Annotated in this window: 16 protein-coding genes; 15 read left to right on the forward strand and 1 reads right to left on the reverse strand. The window is 32.2% G+C overall.

All coding sequences use genetic code 11. The features are described 5' to 3' along the window. The first annotated feature begins 110 nt into the window (after positions 1-110). From ftsZ to OCV48_RS10570, 13 genes are all read left to right on the forward strand, one after another. On the forward strand, positions 111-1307 hold the full coding sequence (gene ftsZ, locus OCV48_RS10510; RefSeq protein WP_021981940.1) for a cell division protein FtsZ: 1197 nt from the start codon (positions 111-113) through the stop codon (positions 1305-1307). Positions 1308-1623: 316 nt separating this feature from the next. After that, positions 1624-2496: a sigma-E processing peptidase SpoIIGA gene (locus tag OCV48_RS10515; protein ID WP_147591887.1), complete on the forward strand. Its 873-nt coding sequence runs from the start codon at positions 1624-1626 to the stop codon at positions 2494-2496. Positions 2497-2577: 81 nt separating this feature from the next. Then, positions 2578-3318, forward strand: a complete 741-nt coding sequence (gene sigE, locus OCV48_RS10520; RefSeq protein ID WP_147591888.1) for an RNA polymerase sporulation sigma factor SigE — start codon at positions 2578-2580, stop codon at positions 3316-3318. A 438-nt stretch (positions 3319-3756) separates the two neighbouring features. Continuing rightward, complete coding sequence (locus tag OCV48_RS10525; protein WP_147591889.1) at positions 3757-4869, forward strand: exonuclease SbcCD subunit D; 1113 nt, start codon at positions 3757-3759, stop codon at positions 4867-4869. Continuing rightward, positions 4866-7739 carry an AAA family ATPase gene (locus OCV48_RS10530; RefSeq protein WP_147591890.1) on the forward strand — a complete coding sequence of 958 codons (2874 nt, stop codon included), beginning with the start codon at positions 4866-4868 and terminating at the stop codon, positions 7737-7739. The genes OCV48_RS10525 and OCV48_RS10530 overlap by 4 nt, the downstream gene beginning before the upstream one ends. A gap of 216 nt (positions 7740-7955) precedes the next feature. Then, positions 7956-9056, forward strand: coding sequence for a trigger factor (locus tag OCV48_RS10535; RefSeq protein ID WP_147591891.1), 1101 nt, complete (start codon positions 7956-7958; stop codon positions 9054-9056). A 187-nt stretch (positions 9057-9243) separates the two neighbouring features. Continuing rightward, on the forward strand, positions 9244-9801 hold the full coding sequence (locus OCV48_RS10540; protein ID WP_147591892.1) for a DUF5662 family protein: 558 nt from the start codon (positions 9244-9246) through the stop codon (positions 9799-9801). After that, positions 9798-11636 (forward strand): glycerophosphodiester phosphodiesterase, encoded by a 1839-nt coding sequence (locus tag OCV48_RS10545; protein WP_021981947.1) that lies wholly within the window; start codon positions 9798-9800, stop codon positions 11634-11636. The genes OCV48_RS10540 and OCV48_RS10545 overlap by 4 nt, the downstream gene beginning before the upstream one ends. Before the next feature lie 18 nt (positions 11637-11654). Then, positions 11655-12452, forward strand: a complete 798-nt coding sequence (thiD, locus tag OCV48_RS10550; RefSeq protein ID WP_021981948.1) for a bifunctional hydroxymethylpyrimidine kinase/phosphomethylpyrimidine kinase — start codon at positions 11655-11657, stop codon at positions 12450-12452. Between the two features lie 80 nt (positions 12453-12532). Continuing rightward, a complete protein-coding gene (gene sigG / locus OCV48_RS10555; RefSeq protein WP_021981949.1) occupies positions 12533-13318 on the forward strand; it encodes an RNA polymerase sporulation sigma factor SigG in 786 nt (261 codons plus the stop codon). After that, entirely contained in the window at positions 13315-13599 is a 285-nt protein-coding gene (locus OCV48_RS10560; protein ID WP_021981950.1) for a PRC-barrel domain-containing protein, read from the forward strand. Before sigG ends, OCV48_RS10560 begins: the two co-directional genes overlap by 4 nt. A 213-nt stretch (positions 13600-13812) precedes the next feature. After that, positions 13813-14262: a transcriptional regulator NrdR gene (gene nrdR, locus OCV48_RS10565; protein WP_021981951.1), complete on the forward strand. Its 450-nt coding sequence runs from the start codon at positions 13813-13815 to the stop codon at positions 14260-14262. A gap of 117 nt (positions 14263-14379) precedes the next feature. After that, positions 14380-14895 carry a YqeG family HAD IIIA-type phosphatase gene (locus tag OCV48_RS10570; protein WP_021981952.1) on the forward strand — a complete coding sequence of 172 codons (516 nt, stop codon included), beginning with the start codon at positions 14380-14382 and terminating at the stop codon, positions 14893-14895. Positions 14896-14988: 93 nt separating this feature from the next. Here OCV48_RS10570 and OCV48_RS10575 read toward each other — a convergent pair whose 3' ends face one another. Continuing rightward, the gene (locus OCV48_RS10575) at positions 14989-15858 is read right to left on the reverse strand and encodes a shikimate dehydrogenase (protein ID WP_021981953.1); all 870 of its coding nucleotides are present in this window, start codon (positions 15856-15858) and stop codon (positions 14989-14991) included. A gap of 204 nt (positions 15859-16062) precedes the next feature. Between OCV48_RS10575 and aroD the strand changes: the two genes are divergently transcribed. Both aroD and OCV48_RS10585 read left to right on the forward strand, forming a co-directional pair. After that, positions 16063-16875, forward strand: coding sequence for a type I 3-dehydroquinate dehydratase (gene aroD, locus OCV48_RS10580; protein ID WP_262559640.1), 813 nt, complete (start codon positions 16063-16065; stop codon positions 16873-16875). After that, positions 16872-17402 (forward strand): shikimate kinase, encoded by a 531-nt coding sequence (locus tag OCV48_RS10585; protein WP_147591894.1) that lies wholly within the window; start codon positions 16872-16874, stop codon positions 17400-17402. The genes aroD and OCV48_RS10585 overlap by 4 nt, the downstream gene beginning before the upstream one ends. Positions 17403-17425: the final 23 nt, after the last annotated feature.

Below are 17425 nucleotides of genomic sequence, written 5' to 3' on the forward strand. Positions count from 1 at the left end.
TTATAGTTGATTATTTTTAAAAATGAATATATTATAGAATGAGATGTTTTTTAGAGATTATATCAAAGAGATTTGAGTAATAATGAATAGTATTAAAGGAGGACAAACTCTTGTTAGAAATTACAACAAACGAGGCAGAAGCAGCAGCAAAAATTATTGTAGTAGGTGTAGGCGGTGCTGGAAATAATGCCGTTAATAGAATGATAGACGAAAATATTGGTGGAGTTGAGTTTATTGGTATCAATACAGATAAACAGGCACTTAAGTTATGTAAGGCTCCTACAGCATTACAGGTTGGTGAAAAATTAACTAAAGGATTAGGATGTGGAGCAGTTCCTGAAGTTGGTGAGAAAGCAGCAGAAGAGAACCTTGAAGAGATAGCACAGGCACTCAAAGGTGCAGATATGGTATTTGTTACATGCGGTATGGGTGGTGGAACAGGTACAGGTGCTGCACCAGTTGTAGCTAAAGTAGCTAAAGAACAGGGCATCTTAACTGTCGGTGTTGTTACAAAACCATTTAGATTTGAAGCAAGAGCAAGGATGAACAATGCACTTGGTGGAATAGAAAAATTAAAAGAGAATGTAGATACATTAATCGTCATTCCTAATGATAAACTTTTAGAGATAGTTGATAGAAGAACTACAATGCCGGAAGCACTTAAGAAAGCAGATGAAGTATTACAGCAAGCAGTTCAGGGAATCACAGATTTAATTAATGTTCCTGCACTTATTAACCTTGATTTTGCAGACGTTCAGACTGTTATGAAAGACAAGGGTGTTGCTCATATCGGTATCGGTGTTGCTAAGGGAGACGACAAGGCAAATGAAGCAGTTCAGATAGCTGTTACCAGTCCACTTCTAGAGACAACTATTGCGGGTGCTTCTCACGTAATTATCAATATATCAGGTGATATAAGCCTTGCAGAAGCAAATGAAGCAGCAAGCTATGTTCAGGACTTAACAGGTGAAGATGCAGAGATTATCTTCGGTGCAAGATATGATGATACATATCCTGATGAATGTACAATTACAGTAATTGCTACAGGACTTGAAGAGAATAATAAGCCTGCATTTGGTTCAACATCAAGAAGTTCAGCTTCAAGAACTACATTTGATTATAAGAAACCATCTGTAAAACCTATTGTACCAAAGACAGAGTTCAGATATAATTCACAGGCAGGAAGTACAACATCAAGACCACAGTCTACATATACAAGACCACAGCAGCCTATTACTCCAAAGCCAGCAGAAGATAAGGGTGGAATTAACATACCTGAATTTCTTAAGAAGAATAGAAACAACTAAGAAGCTTTAATTTAGAATATAAATAACAATGTAGAAGAGTAACATTTATAATTCCTGAATGTTACTCTTTTTTGCTTACTAGGAAATTTCGGCGAAATTGTACTAGTAAGCAAAAAAGCTCCGCGAGGATCGCACTGCGGCGGAGCAGAAAATGCTAAATTTCTCATATAAATGTGTATAAATAACGTAAAATATGGAAAAAGGTATATAAAATTGTCAAAAGCTGTAGATAAATTATTATGTTTGGTCTACAGCTTTTGACACACTTTTAAGTCAGGATAATATATAATACACTTTGTCAGAACGGAGAAAAAATATGAATGACAGGGTGTATATAGTTTATCTTGATGTTTTTTTTATGATTAACTTCATAATGGATTATATGATAATCCTTATAACATCAAGGATAGCGAAAGTAAAGAAAAAAAGAATAAGACAATTAGCCGGAGCAGGCTGTGGCGCTTTATACAGTGTTATCGTTATAAAACCACTTACTAACCACTTATTTAAAATAACGCTTGTTAATATTTTGATTGCAGCTGTGATGGTACTTATTTCATTTGGATTTACGAGTGCTTCTGTATACATTAAAAATGTATTTCTATTATTTGTTGTTTCATTTACAATGTCGGGAATAATTAATTATCTGTATTATTCCACTGTTATCGGAAAATATGTAAGAAACGTATTAAGTGGTAATTCTAATAAGGTTGTAAATGCAAGAAAATTTATATTGGTATCTGTACTGGCATACATTCTGCTTAGTGCAATTGTAAGAATTATCTTTAGCGTCAGAAAAGATATGGAATTATATTATGATGTAAAGATTACATTTAGAGGTAAATCTGTTGTAGTACGGGGACTATATGATACCGGAAATGGACTTACCGAACCTGTAAGCGGGAAAATGGTACATATAGCAGAATATAAAATACTAAAGCCTTTACTGGAGGGAGATGAAAAAGCAAAAGAAAATATTTACGTAATTCCATTTCATTCGATAGGTGAAGAAGATGGAATAATGTACGGAATAAGAATGGATGAAATGGTCGTATTAGTCGATGATGAACCTAAATTCTTATATAACCCCATAATTGGAATATACACAGGAAATGTATCTAAACGGGGAAATTATTCCGTTATCCTTAACAGGGAAACATTTGACGGCATAAATGATAATAAATGTTAAGTATCAGTTTAGAATATTAAATGCCGTATATAATATCGAAACAGATATTATTGAAAAGTTAGAAAGCAGGGGAGAATTGCAATGGTCATAAAAGTATCTATTCCAAATAGGTTACAGTTCAAAGTTATACCTGGCATTAGAAATGTTTTGTTCGCAAAGCGAGGGGATATTCACTATATAGGAGGCGCTGATGTGCTTCCACCACCATTAGAAGCTGAAGAAGAGCAGATGGTAATTGAAAAACTTTCTACAGAGGAGGGAACGCAGGCAAAAGCCACATTAATTGAGAGAAATTTACGATTAGTGGTATATATTGCTAAAAAATTTGATAACACAGGTGTCGGCGTGGAAGATTTAATTTCCATTGGTACCATCGGACTTATTAAATCTATTAATACGTTTAATCCGGATAAAAATATTAAATTAGCTACATATGCATCAAGGTGCATTGAAAATGAGATATTAATGTATCTTAGAAGAAACAGCAAAACGAAAATGGAAGTGTCTATTGACGAGCCACTTAATGTGGACTGGGATGGGAATGAGTTATTGTTATCAGACGTTCTTGGCACAGATGAGGACGTTATATATAAAGACATCGAAGACGAAGTAGAAAGAAAACTTCTTATTAAGGCAGTTTCTAAACTTAATAAAAGAGAAAGAGCCATAATAGAGTTAAGATTTGGACTTAATAACGAAAATGGAGAAGAACTGACACAGAAAGAGGTAGCCGATATGTTAGGCATCTCACAATCATATATTTCCAGACTTGAGAAGAAGATAATTGGAAGACTTAAGAAGGAAATGGTAAAGTGTTATTAGGAACATAATTTAGAAGAATCATATTAGAAGAGAAGGGGCTGTCGCATTAAGAAATTAGTGCGATGGTCCCTTTTTCGTTAGGACAAGGCCCTGTTCACTACTCATTTTTCGTGTTCCGAAAAATGAGTAGTAAACAAAATCATTACAACAAGGAGATGTCCAAATGGACAATAATAGTTTATCACGCCTAAAATATTTAAAATTATTCAGATAAGAGATGAAATATGGTATACTATATAGTAGTTTTATCTCTTATTTGGTGGCATTGATATACAAATGTTTGAATTTATTGCGATAATAGCTTGAGTTAAGTGTATTGGCAGATAATATATATAATCTTACAAAGAGCAAAAACACCGATGACAAATTAGCAATTTATTATGAATATTTAACATTTATATATTACACAACAAAAATAATTAAGGAAAGGTATTTCAAATGAGAATTTTACATCTGGCAGATTTACACATCGGGAAGAAAGTTCATAGTTACAGTATGTTAGAAGAACAAAGACATATACTGTGCGAAGAGACTATGTACGTAATTAGAGACAATAATATTGAAGTGGTGCTGATAGCGGGAGACATATATGATACACCTATGCCATCAGGACAGGCGGTCGAGTTATTTGATGAATTTCTGACATTACTTAATGAGTTAAATATAAAAGTATATATAATTCCAGGCAATCACGATTCAGCGGAGAGAATGTCATTTGCATCCGATATACTTAAGAACAATTCCATATATATTTCTAAACCACTTAATTATGATGTAGATAATGCAAGGCTTGAAAGCTACGAATTATGCGATGAATATGGCAAGGTAAATATATACTTAATGCCGTATTTACGAAGTGGAAATGTAAAAGAAATCATAGATAATACAGATATAGATAGGAACGAAAGAAATATATTAGTTGCACATCAGTTTGTAAGTTGTATAGGATATGAAAATGAATTATCAGATTCAGAAGTTATAAGTGTTGGTGGCGTAGATAATATAGACGTGGGAATATTTGATGAATTTGACTATGTTGCATTAGGACATCTGCATGCACCACAGCATATAGGCAGAGAAACGGTAAGATATGCAGGTTCTATTCTAAAATATTCATTTTCGGAAACTGACCAGAAGAAATCATTTACTATAATTGATTTTAGGGAAAAGGAAAATATCAGTATAGAAAAGATACCAGTTGTTCCAATAAATGATACGAGAAAAATAAAAGGTCCTATAAATAAATTGTTATCAGAAGATATTTACAAAGATGGAAATGTAAATGACTATATTCAGGCAACGATTACTGATGAGGACGAAGTATTTGATGCGATGAGGAGGCTTAAAGAAGTATATGTCAACCTGCTTAAGTTAGATTTTGATAATTCAAGAACAAGGGCACATAACAAAGTAGAGAATATTGATAACGTCGAGAAAAAAGATGAATTAACTTTATTTAAAGAATTCTTTAAAAACAGAACGGATATGGAACTTACAGAAGATGAAGAAAAAGTAATGATCGATATAATTAATGGAGTGAATAAAGTATGAAACCAATATATTTAGAGATGTCTGCATTTGGTCCTTACAGTAATGTCGAAAATGTAGATTTTACAAAAATCAATAATGAATTATTTCTGATAAGTGGAGATACAGGTTCAGGTAAGACAACTATATTTGATGCAATTGTATTCGCATTATACGGTGAAGCAAGTGGAAATCTAAGACAAAGCAACAGTTTAAGAAGCGATTTTGCAGATGATGATACAGAGACTTATGTAGAACTTACATTTGAATGCAATGGCAGGGAATATTATATACGAAGAAGTCCTGAGTATCTGCGAAAGAAAAAGAAAGGTACAGGCTATACTAAAAAGGCAGCAGATGCGATTCTTAAATATCCTGATGGCAGAGTTGTAACCAAGGCAGGTGATGTAACGGATAATGTTGTAGACATAATGGGAATTACTAAAGAGCAATTTACAAATATTGCAATGATAGCACAGGGAGATTTTCTAAAGCTTATTTTAGCTAAAACAGATGACCGTTCTAAGATATTCAGAGATATTTTTAATACCGGTAAATATTTAGATATACAGAGCAGGCTTAAAATGGAAATGTTTGAAAGAAAAGAAATTAACAGTAAATTTGAAGAAAGTATATTCCAGTATGAAAATGATACTGTCTGCGATGAAGCATCAGAGTATTCTATAGAGCATAAATTAATGATAAGTGAGAAAAATATTAACAGAATAGATGAATTTATTAAACTTATAGATGAAATTATTGGGAGTGATAAAAGAGTAAAAATTCAGGCTGATGACAAGAGAAAAAGATATGATGAGCTACATAAAAATATAAGCGAGTTAATCAGATTATATAAAGAGAAAACAGATAAGTCTGCCGAAATAGAAAAACTGAAAAGTACAATTATAAAAGATAATTCAGCAATAGAAGAAACTACTTTTGCATTAGATGAACACAATGCAAAAAAAGATGAAAGAGATAAGAAATTTATACTGTATAATGAAATTAATTCCAAATTAGATGAATACGAGAAACTTGATATAACAATACAGAAAGAGCTTGAATTAAGAGAGAACAATGAAAAACAAAATGTAGGCTTAATCAAATTAAATAAAGAAACGGAAAAATTAAAGAAAGATTTAGATAACCTGAAAGCTTTAGAAAAGGAATATCATAATACTTTAAAGCTGTTAAATGAATATAAATTAAAGCAAAATGATTACGGGAACAAAAATACACTTTTAGATGAGCTTATTAAAAGAAAGCAAAATATTGATAAAATTAATAAGAGTTTGGAGAAAGAAAAGCAGAAATATTTAGAAAAAGAAAAGAAAGTAGATAATGCCAAAGCAATTGCAGATAAGACAGAGAAAAGCTTTTTAAGGGCACAGGCAGGAATAATGGCAAAAGATTTAGAAGAGGGGGAAAAGTGTCCGGTATGTGGTTCGTTATCCCACCCTGAACCTGCTAAGTTATCGTTAGAGGCAGCTACGCAGGAGGAAGTTAAGGAGAAAAAGAAAATTGCAGAAGATTTAGTAAGGGAATTAGAAAAAATCGGATCAGATTACAGCCATATTAAAGGTAAATTAGAGACAGAAAAGTCTATGTATGATGAATCAGGTAGGAAGATAAGTGATTTAGTCGATTATAATGATTACAAAGAAGTAGAAAGTTTAAGTGATAAATTCAAATGTGAAATAGCAGAACTGAATAATAAGATATTAAAATACAATCAATTTATCCACGAAAATGATAATATATCTGACAAGATAACAAAATGTGAAGAAAAGATAAGTTCGAATGCTTCAAAGATACAATCAGCTACAGATAAAATAAATGCTAATTTAATCGAGATAGCAAAAACTAACACAGAAGTAGAAAAGATAAAGCAGGGACTTAATTATCCTGCTAAACAGGCTGCACAAACAGAAATTAACAGACTTAATGCAGAGATTAAGAAATATGATAAGGCTTCTGAACAATTATCAGGTAAATTAAGAGAATTAAGTGAGGAGAAAAAGGGATTAGAGGGACAGATTAAAGCAATTGGCAATGAAATAGAAAGTATTGATGCAAAAATCTCTGGATATATCATCAATTTAGAAGCTAAGGTACGAAATTCAGATAGAGAAGATAACTTTTATATAAATAATGGCATAATTTCTATAGAAGATAGGAAAATCGACTGGCAGGATACACAGGCAGTCATTAATGTAAAGATTATTATTGAAAAAGATTTAAAAGCATTAGAAGAAATGTCTGTTAATGCAGAATATAGAATAAGAAATAATGAAAAAGCAATTGCCAATATCAGAAAAACATTTAATGAGAGAAAGAATGTTATTGAAGAATATCTTATTTATCAGAAACTTTCAAATGTTGCAAATGGAATGATTAGTGGCAAGGATAAGATAACCTTTGAAAGATATGTTCAGGGAACGTATTTTGAATATATTATAAATGCTGCAAATAAACGTCTTACAGAAATGACAGACGGAAGATATGAGTTATTAAAGAAGAGAGATAATAACCTAAAGGCACAGACAGGCTTAGAGTTAGATATTAAAGATGCTTATACAGGTAAGGTAAGAGGTGTTAATACTCTGTCAGGTGGTGAAGCATTTAAGGCATCATTATCTATGGCACTTGGATTATCCGATGTTGTTCAGGGATATGCAGGTGGAATTAAATTAGACTCAATGTTTATAGATGAGGGCTTTGGCTCACTAGACCACGAATCACTTGAGAAAGCAATAAATATTTTAAATGATTTAAGTGATGGCAAGCGAATGATAGGTATAATTTCACATATAAGTGAATTGAATGAACGTATTGACAAGAAAATTCACATAGAGAAAAGTAATGAGGGAAGCAGGATTAGTTGCTTATTTTAAAGTATAATTTTGTTATATACTACGACTGCTTGGTGGTGAGAATTCATATCTTCTGGTTTATAAAGTTACATTTTTTTTACTCCATCGCTTAAAAAAATATAACTTTGACAGTAATTGTGAAGTGTGATATATTAGACAATAGTTGTTTGTGGTTTAAAGAAGAAAATCACATTATTACTTGAATATGAAATACGTGTATTGAAAGGAAATATAGCAATGAAGAAAAACAATATAAAGAAAGTTGCAGTTTTATCACTTGTTGGTGTTATGGGACTTACAATGTTTAGTGGTTGTGGCAAAAAAGATAACAATGCATCAGCCAGAAAGGTTGTAGAATACGATATTAATGATTATGTTAAAACACTTGGTACATATACAGGATTAAGTGTTGATGAAAACGTCACAATAGTAACAGATGATGATGTTCAGTCACAGTTAGATTCACTTGTATCAAACAATACAACATATAACGATATTACAGACAGAAATGCACAGTCAGGTGACAGAGTGAAGATTGATTATATAAAGTCACAGGCAGGTAAGGATGATGAAACTAAGACAGATTATACAGTAGATTTAGGCTCAGGAAATATGGGCGAGGAATTTGAGAATAAATTAGTTGGTCTTTCAATTAATGGTTCAATTACATTTACCGTTCAGGAAGATGTTAATACAGAGTCTGGTACAGATAAGAATGCAGAAACAGAAAAAGTAGATGTTACATATACAGTAACTCTTAAATCTATTCAGGAGAAGGTAGTTCCTGAAGTTACAGATGCATTTATAGCTGAGAAAACAGACTATGATACATTAGATGCATATAAAGAGGGAACAAAGAAAAAGCTTGAAGAAAAAAATGCAGATTCAGCTAAGACAACAGCAGAGTCAGAGCTTATTAATAAAGTTGTTGAGGCATCAGAAGTTACAGGCTGCCCTGCATTTGTATACAATTTGAATTACAATGCACTTTGCCAGTCTTATAAAACTTATGCATCATACTTTGGATCAACATTAGAGGCTTATCTTTCAGCAGCAGGTTCATCACTCAAAGATTTACAGAAGCAGGCAGTTAATATGACAAAGCAGACATTAGTTCTTGAAGCACTTGTTAAAGATGCAGGTATCGATATCACAGATGATAACTATGATGAAAAGCTTAAGGAATATGTTGAAAAGTACAATCTTGGTACAGTAGAAGAAGTATCATCTAAGTATACTAAAGAAGAATTACTATTTGATATGCGTAGAGATGCAGCTACAGATTATTTATATACAAATAATACAGTTACCAAGAAGATGGTTTCAGCTAAAAATTAGTAATTAATAAATACGGATATTTAATCAACAGCTAATAAAGGAGTTAGGCGCTTTATTAGCTGTTTGATTTTTAGGTAGTTATGAAAATATATTTATTAACTACGATTTAATTGATTATGAATGAATTAATTATGGATTAATTAACGAGATTTGATTGTCGTGATTTAAAAGGAAAAGAGGCTAAAAAATGGAATTTAAGCAGTTTATATATAATCTAAAGGGACATTTTACAACAATTACAAGACATAGACATGAAGTAATGAAGAATTGTTTCAGGGCAGGAATCTTCTGGCAGGGATTAATGCATGATATGTCAAAATATTCTCCATCGGAATTCTGGGTAGGCGTAATGCATTATCAGGGAACAAGAAGTCCTAACGAAGGAGAGAGGGAGGACTACGGATATTCGAAAGCATGGATGCATCATAAAGGCAGAAATAAGCATCATTTTGAATATTGGACAGACTATAATCCTGAAACAAGAATGATGACTCCTGTCAGGATGCCTAAGAGATATGTTATAGAAATGTTTTGTGACAGAATTGCAGCAGGTAAGATATATAAAGGTGATGCATATAATGATACTTGTCCGTTACAATATTTTAATAATGGTAAGGCTAGAAGAAATATTGAACCTGAAACCTCCAGAGAGTTAGAACATTTACTTACGATATTGGCAGAAAAAGGTGAAGATAAGACATTTGCATATATAAGAAGAGCAAGATTTCTAGGTAAAAAATTATGATGGATAAGAGTGATAAAAACGGAAGAAACAGATTTGAGATTGCATTTCATCTGTTAAAGAAAAATATCAAGTCTATTATAATTTTTGAAGCAATATATAAAGTGTTCATAACCGCCATATTTACCCCTGTTTTAGTGAAAATTGTACAGATTGCCTTAAGACTTGCGGGGATAAATTATCTTACTAATGCAAGAGTGGTAGATTTCATATTGAAGCCGACCACCATTGCGATACTTTTCATTGTACTTTTATTAATGGCTATATTTTCGTTAGCAGAGATGAGTGCGATAGTTCATTGTTATAATGTATCGTATAATGGAGGAACGGTTTCTGTAGTAGATATGATTAAAACAGGAACAATGTCAGCATTAAGGCTGATATATCCTAATAACATCCTTATGATTGGCTTTGTGTTATTACTTCTTCCAATTACACATATGGCAGCCATATCAAGTTATGCAACATCTATGCAGATTCCTGTATTTGTAATAGAATTCTTAAATACGAAGAAACATATAACATTAATCATTCTGGTTGCATATATTGTGTTGTCGTTATTTGCATGGAGATGGATTAACTGTATAAGTTACTATACAACTGAGAAGATGAATTTCAAAAATTCAAGAAAAGCCAGTATTAATCTGAATAGAAAGAAATATTTTGGATTAATAATTGGTTTTGTGTTGTGGCAGGCAATATTATTGTTAGTTTTAGTCGGTTCATATACGCTTATAAATGCGATAATTACTTATAGTTTAAAGTTTATACTTAAGAAGAAACTTGCATATAATATTTCATTAAATGTGGCAAAAATCATTTATCAGATAGGGCAGACGATTTATCTGTGTATGATTGTTCCTGTTACATTTGCATATTTTACAGGATATTTTTTTGCAAGAAAGCATAAAATCAGAGAAGAAATGGTAATACCAAAGTTCGCTGAGAAAAAGAAATATTCAAAGTCGAAATTCAAGAAGATATTATCGGTTGTAGTAGTTATCTCTACGATTATGAATGTAATATATATTAATTTTGATTTTGGTATATTCAGAGGTTCTTCAAATGTACAGTTCTTAAAGAAAACAATGATTGCAGCACACAGAGGATATTCAGCTGAAGCACCTGAAAATACAATCCCTGCATTTGAAGCGGCAATTGATAACTTAGCTGATTATGTTGAATTAGATGTACAGGAGACAAAAGATGGAAGAGTTGTTGTACTTCATGATTCTAATTTGAAACGTGTGGCAGGTATTAAGAATAATATATGGACAGTCAACTATGAAGAAATAGAAAATGTTGACGTCGGCATATGGTTTTCAGATGAATTTAAGGATACTCATATACCAACTCTAGAAGAGGTTATGGAGATGGCAAAGGGCAGACTTAAATTAAATATTGAGATAAAATTAACCGGACATGAGAAAAACCTAGAGCAGTCAGTAGTAGATATTATTAATGAATATGATATGAAAGACGATTGTGTAGTTACTTCATTTCAGGCAAAAGCACTTAAGAAAGTTAAGAACAGCGACCCTGAAATTAAGACGGGATATATACTTCATGTTGCATATGGAGATTTCTCAGGAGTAACCTATGCAGATGCACTTAGTATAAATTATTCATTTGCAACAGAGCAACTTATCGATGATGCACATAATGCCGGTAAAGATGTATATGTCTGGACAGTAAATAATGCAGAAGCAATAAATGATATGATAGAAAATGGTGCAGACATGATAATTACTGACGACCCGGTATTAGCAAGAGAAACACTTATGTCTTATGAGACTACACCATTAGTTGTAAAAATGATAAAATTATTTATGAAGTAGAATAGAATGGAGATGAATATGAAAGAAGTAAAAAAAGTTTTGACTATAGCTGGCTCAGATTCAAGTGGTGGTGCAGGAATACAGGCAGATTTAAAGACAATGTCGGCACATAATGTATTTGGAATGAGTGTAATAACAGCAGTAACAGCACAGAATACAAAAGGTGTGTTCGGTGTATATGATGTTGAACCTGAATTTGTAGGTAAACAGATAGATGCAGTTTTTGATGATATTGTTCCTGATGCAGTCAAAATAGGAATGGTATCAAATGTAGAAATTATAAAGGTTATTATTAAATATCTAGAGAATTATAAACCGAAATATATAGTTTTAGATCCGGTAATGGTGTCAACAAGTGGCTGTATGTTACTTAATGATGATGCAATGGATATCTTAGTTAACGGGCTTATACCTATGGCGACAGTAATTACACCGAATATTCCTGAGGCAGAGGTACTTAGTGATGTTAAGATAGAAGATGTAAATGATATGGTTACTGCCGCAAAGAAGATATTTGAAAAAAACAATAATACCATTTTGATAAAGGGTGGACATCTTGCTACGTGTGCGGATGATTTATTATATGATAAAGATGGTGTTAAGTGGTTCAGGGCAGAGAGAATAGATAATAATAATACTCATGGAACAGGTTGTACATTATCATCAGCAATTGCGTGCAATCTTGCTATGGGGGAAGACGTGTATAACAGTATAAAAAATGCTAAAAATTATGTATATAATGCCATAAATGCAGGGCTTAACCTAGGCAGTGGTGATGGTCCGCTTTGGCACAATGTGGAAGTTTTTTCCAAATAAAATAATATATAGAACAGTATAAAATATCCCTATTTCGTTAATCATTTTAAAGAGAAATAAAATGATGGAGGAATGGGGATATGTCTCTTTATAATAAGGTTGAAATATGTGGTGTAAATACGGCAAAATTACCACTTTTAAAAAGTAAAGAACAGGAAGAATTATGGGATAGAATTGAGAAAGGAGACAAAGAGGCAAGGGAGAAATTTATACAAGGAAATTTACGACTTGTACTTAGCATAACTAAGAGATTTTCCGGAAACAATGAAAATATTGATGATTTATTTCAAATTGGCTGCATAGGATTAATAAAGGCAATTGATAACTTTGACAGAAGTGTAGGCGTAAAGTTCTCGACATATGCTGTCCCTATGATTTTGGGTGAGATACGTAGATTTCTAAGAGATAATAACTCAATCCGGGTAAGTCGTTCTTTAAGAGATATAGCTTATAAGGCAATATATTCAAAGGAAATGCTTACTAAGAAGCTTGGCAAAGAACCTACTGTTACAGAAATAGCGGAAGAAATCGGACTCACAAAAGAGGAAGTAGTATATGCACTTGATGCCATTCAAAGTCCTGTATCATTATTTGAACCGGTATATTCCGAGGGTGGAGATACTTTATATGTAATGGATCAGATAAGTGATAAATATAATAAGGAAGATAACTGGGTCGAGAAAATGGCACTTAACGATGCAATGAAGAGACTTACTAACAGAGAAAGAAATATTATAGAAATGCGTTTTTTTAAAGGCAGTACACAGATGGAGGTAGCGAGCGAGATAGGAATATCCCAGGCACAGGTCAGCAGGTTAGAGAAAAACGCACTGAAGTCAATGAGAAATTATTTGAGTCAGAATTGAAAGCAGAAATGGGGTTAGTTATGAGGTTATGCGAACTTAGGGAAAAAGAAGTCATAAATCAATGTGACTGCAAGAGATTAGGTTGCGTATCAGACGTAGAATTTGATATGAAAAATGGCTGTATAATTGCAATTATTGTACCGGGGATACCAAAATTATGCGGTCTTTTTGGGAGAGATACAGAGTATGTAATTCCTTTCAGATGCATAAAGCAGGTGGGAGAAGAAATCATCCTGGTACAGGTTAAAGAAGATGATATAATTAAAAAATGTGAATTTTGATATGTTATCTGATATATTAGGGGAAAAAGAATTGTCAGCAAAATAAACCACCTTAGATAGAGAAATAATAAGTAATAAAAAGAAAAATATAATCAGCAAATACTAATTTTACAGGGCATTTTTACTTGACCAAAAAAGGTTTATTATTTATAATTATAGCAAAATTTTAAGAGATTTATTAAAATTGATAAATAGCTCAGAAGTGAGGTAAATATGAAGTGTCCATATTGTAATAAAGAAAGTACAAAGGTAGTAGATTCAAGACCGGCAGAGAACAATTCAATTAGACGAAGAAGACAATGTGAAAATTGTGGTAAAAGATATACTACTTATGAGAAGATAGAAACATTACCACTAATAGTAATTAAGAAAGACCAGACAAGAGAACCATATGACCGCTCTAAGATAGAAGCGGGAATAATCCGTTCCTGCCATAAACGTCCTGTATCAATGAAGCAGATTACAGATATAGTTGACGAGATTGAGAACAATATTTTCAATCGTGATGAGAAGGAAGTAAGCAGTAACGAAATCGGAGAAATGGTTATGAATAAATTAAAAGATTTCGATTCAGTTGCTTATGTAAGATTTGCTTCAGTATATAGAGAATTCAAAGATGTTAATACATTTATGGACGAGATAAAGAAATTATTAGATAAATAAGTTATTACTGGATTTATAAGTTTGTGATATAAAATATGTGATAAAAATATGATAATGAGATTAAACTTACAAATGATTATAAAAGTGTAATTTCAGACGAATATTTATGGAGGAACGATGAAGATATTTCGAAGTTTTTATCCTGATGAATATAAAGACAGCACGTATGTAATAGATTTTCAGGAATATTATAATAGAGGATATAGAGGAATATTATTTGATGTGGATAATACATTAGTGCCTCATGGAGCACCGGAAGATGAGAGAGTTATTAAATTATTTAAGCATTTGAAAGAAATCGGTTTTAAGACATGCCTTATATCAAATAATAAAGAATACAGGGTTAAGCCATTTGCGGATAAATTAGGTACAAAATATATTTATGATGCACATAAGCCATCTAAGAAAAGTTATACTAAGGCATTTGATGTGTTAGGAACTGATAAAGATGAGACAATGTTTGTTGGAGACCAGATATTTACAGATGTATTTGGTGCAAACAGGGTAAATATGTATACAATCCTTGTGAAACCAATTCATCCAAAAGAAGAGATACAGATTGTGTTAAAACGTTATTTAGAGAAAATTGTTTTATGGACTTATAGAAGAGAATTAAGAAAATCTAATAAATAAAATGGAACGAATTGCTTAGAATAAATGTCCGTCTGTAGCACACATAAGATTAATAATGTTGTGTTACAGGCGGATATTTTAAATAATATTGAATTATTTATCAAAATATTTTGCTTTGATTTCTTTAACAGGCATATCCTGTCCTGTCCAGATTTTAAATGCTTCAGCACCTTGATATAATAACATATATAATCCGTTAAATGTCTTACAGCCATGAGCCTTAGCCATCTTAAGCAATTTTGTCTCCATTGGATTATAAATTACATCTGAAACAATCAAATCACTTCTTAATACGCTTTCATCAGTGATGATACAATTGTCAGTATTTGGAGCCATTCCGACACTTGTTGCATTTGTAAGGATATAACTGTTATCAATACTTTTATTAAGTTCTGTTTTATCAGCGAGGTCATAAAGACTTGCTTTACAGTTTGTGCTGGCATTAATATTATCAACTAAATGTTTTGCTCTATCAAAGAACTGATCCTTAATGCTGAATACGTTAATGCTTGCAACACCATCTAATGCGGCCTGTGTACAGATAGCTGTAGCAGCACCACCAGCACCAAGTAAAGTCATATTTTTACCAATGATATCGTGCCCAGCATCTTTAACAGCCTGCATATATCCGACACCGTCAGTATTATGACCTGTTAATTTGCCATTTTCATTAATAACTGTATTGACAGCACCAATCATTTTCGCAGCAGGGCTTAAATCATCAACTAATTCACACATAAGATTCTTGTCAGGCATTGTACAGTTGAAGCCACGAACGCCCATAACCTTTAATCCATCAACGGCAGTTTTAAGATTATCAACGCCAACATCGAAGCATAAATATACATAGTCAAGTCCGAGCAAATTAAATGCTTCGTTATGCATCATAGGTGAAATGCTGTGTGCAACCGGACTTCCAAGTAATCCTGTAAGTGTAGTATGTCCTGTTATATTAGTACTCATAGTTTCCTCCGTTCTAACATTTATATAGAATAATTATTAATATATAAACGTAAATAATTTCAAATCATAATTAATAGTAAGCCCAGTTAGAATTAATGTCAATAATCAGATTAGCATATTATTACATTTAGTTGTTAATTGTCATAAAACTAATCTTGTGGTATATTATGAATAAATATGATTTTCAGAAAGGCAGATAGACAGATGAAGAAATTGCATATAGGCAATATCGTAATTGGAGAGGGTTTACCTAAAGTATGCGTTCCAATTGTGGCAGAAGACATTGATGAAATAAGAAATCAGGCTGTTAAAATTGCTGATTCCAGTGCAGATTTGGTAGAATTTAGAATAGATTTCCTAAATAAGAGCAGGGATATAGAAAATATTTTAAACGGTTTAAAAATAATCAAAGATATTACAAATAAATGTGTTATCGTTACTTTCAGAACAGGCTTTGAGGGTGGAAATGAAGAAATATCAAGAGATAAGTATGAGAAACTTATAATTGATATCTTAGAAAATGGAAATGTAGATATAATTGATGTGGAAATGTTTACAGGTGATGAAGCAGTAGAACGAATTGTAAACGCTGCACACCGTAGAAATACTAAGGTAATTATGTCAAATCACGATTTTCAAAAGACACCTGATAGCGAAGAGATTATTAAAAGACTTGAGAAGATGGAAAGTCTTAGAGCAGATATTGCTAAGATAGCTGTAATGCCAAAAGATAAGTCAGATGTGGACAGATTAATTTATGCCACAGTTACAAGTGATAAATGTTTAGCTATCCCTGTTGTAACAATGTCTATGGGCGAAGATGGTAAGATAAGCAGGCTTGTAGGTGAGATTAGTGGAAGTACCATTACATTTGGAACTGTTGGAAAAGCATCAGCACCGGGACAGGTAGAGTCAGGTGAATTAAAAAAATTCTTAGAAAAAGTACATAACGAAGCAGAGTATTATACAGAGATGGTTGAGAAAATGTGTAGTGCCTGTAAAAGGAGATTAAAATGAAAAATTTAGATTATAATATTATGCTTATAGGCTTTATGGGCGCTGGAAAGACAACTGTATCAACAAGATTATCAAAAGATATGTCGCTTCCTGAAATTGATATGGATGCTTACATAGTTAAGAGCCAGAATATGAAAATATCGGAGATTTTTGATAAATATGGTGAAGAGGGCTTTAGAACCATTGAAACTGAATGTCTCATTGAGATTATGAAAAATAAAGGAAATATAGTATCGTGTGGCGGTGGGGCAGTTCTTAAAGATGAAAATGTAGAGCATATGAAAGAAAATGGAGTAATTGTTCTGCTTACAGCAACACCACAGACAATATATGAAAGAGTCAGGAATAGTAACGACAGACCTATTTTAAATGGAAATATGAATGTTGAATTTATCGAACAGTTAATGAATAAGAGAAAAAGCAGATATCTAGAAGTGGCAGATATTATTATTGAGACTGATAATAAGTCGATAGCAGATATTTCTAAGGAAATTCAGTCAAAGTTAGTTGAATTTGCTAAAAAATAGTTGAAAAAATGTCAATAATATTA

This window comes from Bovifimicola ammoniilytica, from assembly GCF_025567085.1.
GTDB lineage: Bacteria > Bacillota > Clostridia > Lachnospirales > Lachnospiraceae > Bovifimicola > Bovifimicola ammoniilytica.

Coding starts and splice junctions, on each gene's coding strand:
- OCV48_RS10515 (WP_147591887.1), top strand. CDS start 1,624: ATGAATGACAGGGTGTATATAGTTTATCTTGATGTTTTTTTTATGATT.
- sigE (WP_147591888.1), top strand. CDS start 2,578: ATGGTCATAAAAGTATCTATTCCAAATAGGTTACAGTTCAAAGTTATA.
- OCV48_RS10525 (WP_147591889.1), top strand. CDS start 3,757: ATGAGAATTTTACATCTGGCAGATTTACACATCGGGAAGAAAGTTCAT.
- OCV48_RS10530 (WP_147591890.1), top strand. CDS start 4,866: ATGAAACCAATATATTTAGAGATGTCTGCATTTGGTCCTTACAGTAAT.
- OCV48_RS10535 (WP_147591891.1), top strand. CDS start 7,956: ATGAAGAAAAACAATATAAAGAAAGTTGCAGTTTTATCACTTGTTGGT.
- OCV48_RS10540 (WP_147591892.1), top strand. CDS start 9,244: ATGGAATTTAAGCAGTTTATATATAATCTAAAGGGACATTTTACAACA.
- OCV48_RS10545 (WP_021981947.1), top strand. CDS start 9,798: ATGATGGATAAGAGTGATAAAAACGGAAGAAACAGATTTGAGATTGCA.
- thiD (WP_021981948.1), top strand. CDS start 11,655: ATGAAAGAAGTAAAAAAAGTTTTGACTATAGCTGGCTCAGATTCAAGT.
- sigG (WP_021981949.1), top strand. CDS start 12,533: ATGTCTCTTTATAATAAGGTTGAAATATGTGGTGTAAATACGGCAAAA.
- nrdR (WP_021981951.1), top strand. CDS start 13,813: ATGAAGTGTCCATATTGTAATAAAGAAAGTACAAAGGTAGTAGATTCA.
- OCV48_RS10570 (WP_021981952.1), top strand. CDS start 14,380: ATGAAGATATTTCGAAGTTTTTATCCTGATGAATATAAAGACAGCACG.
- OCV48_RS10575 (WP_021981953.1), bottom strand. CDS start 15,858: ATGAGTACTAATATAACAGGACATACTACACTTACAGGATTACTTGGA.
- aroD (WP_262559640.1), top strand. CDS start 16,063: ATGAAGAAATTGCATATAGGCAATATCGTAATTGGAGAGGGTTTACCT.
- OCV48_RS10585 (WP_147591894.1), top strand. CDS start 16,872: ATGAAAAATTTAGATTATAATATTATGCTTATAGGCTTTATGGGCGCT.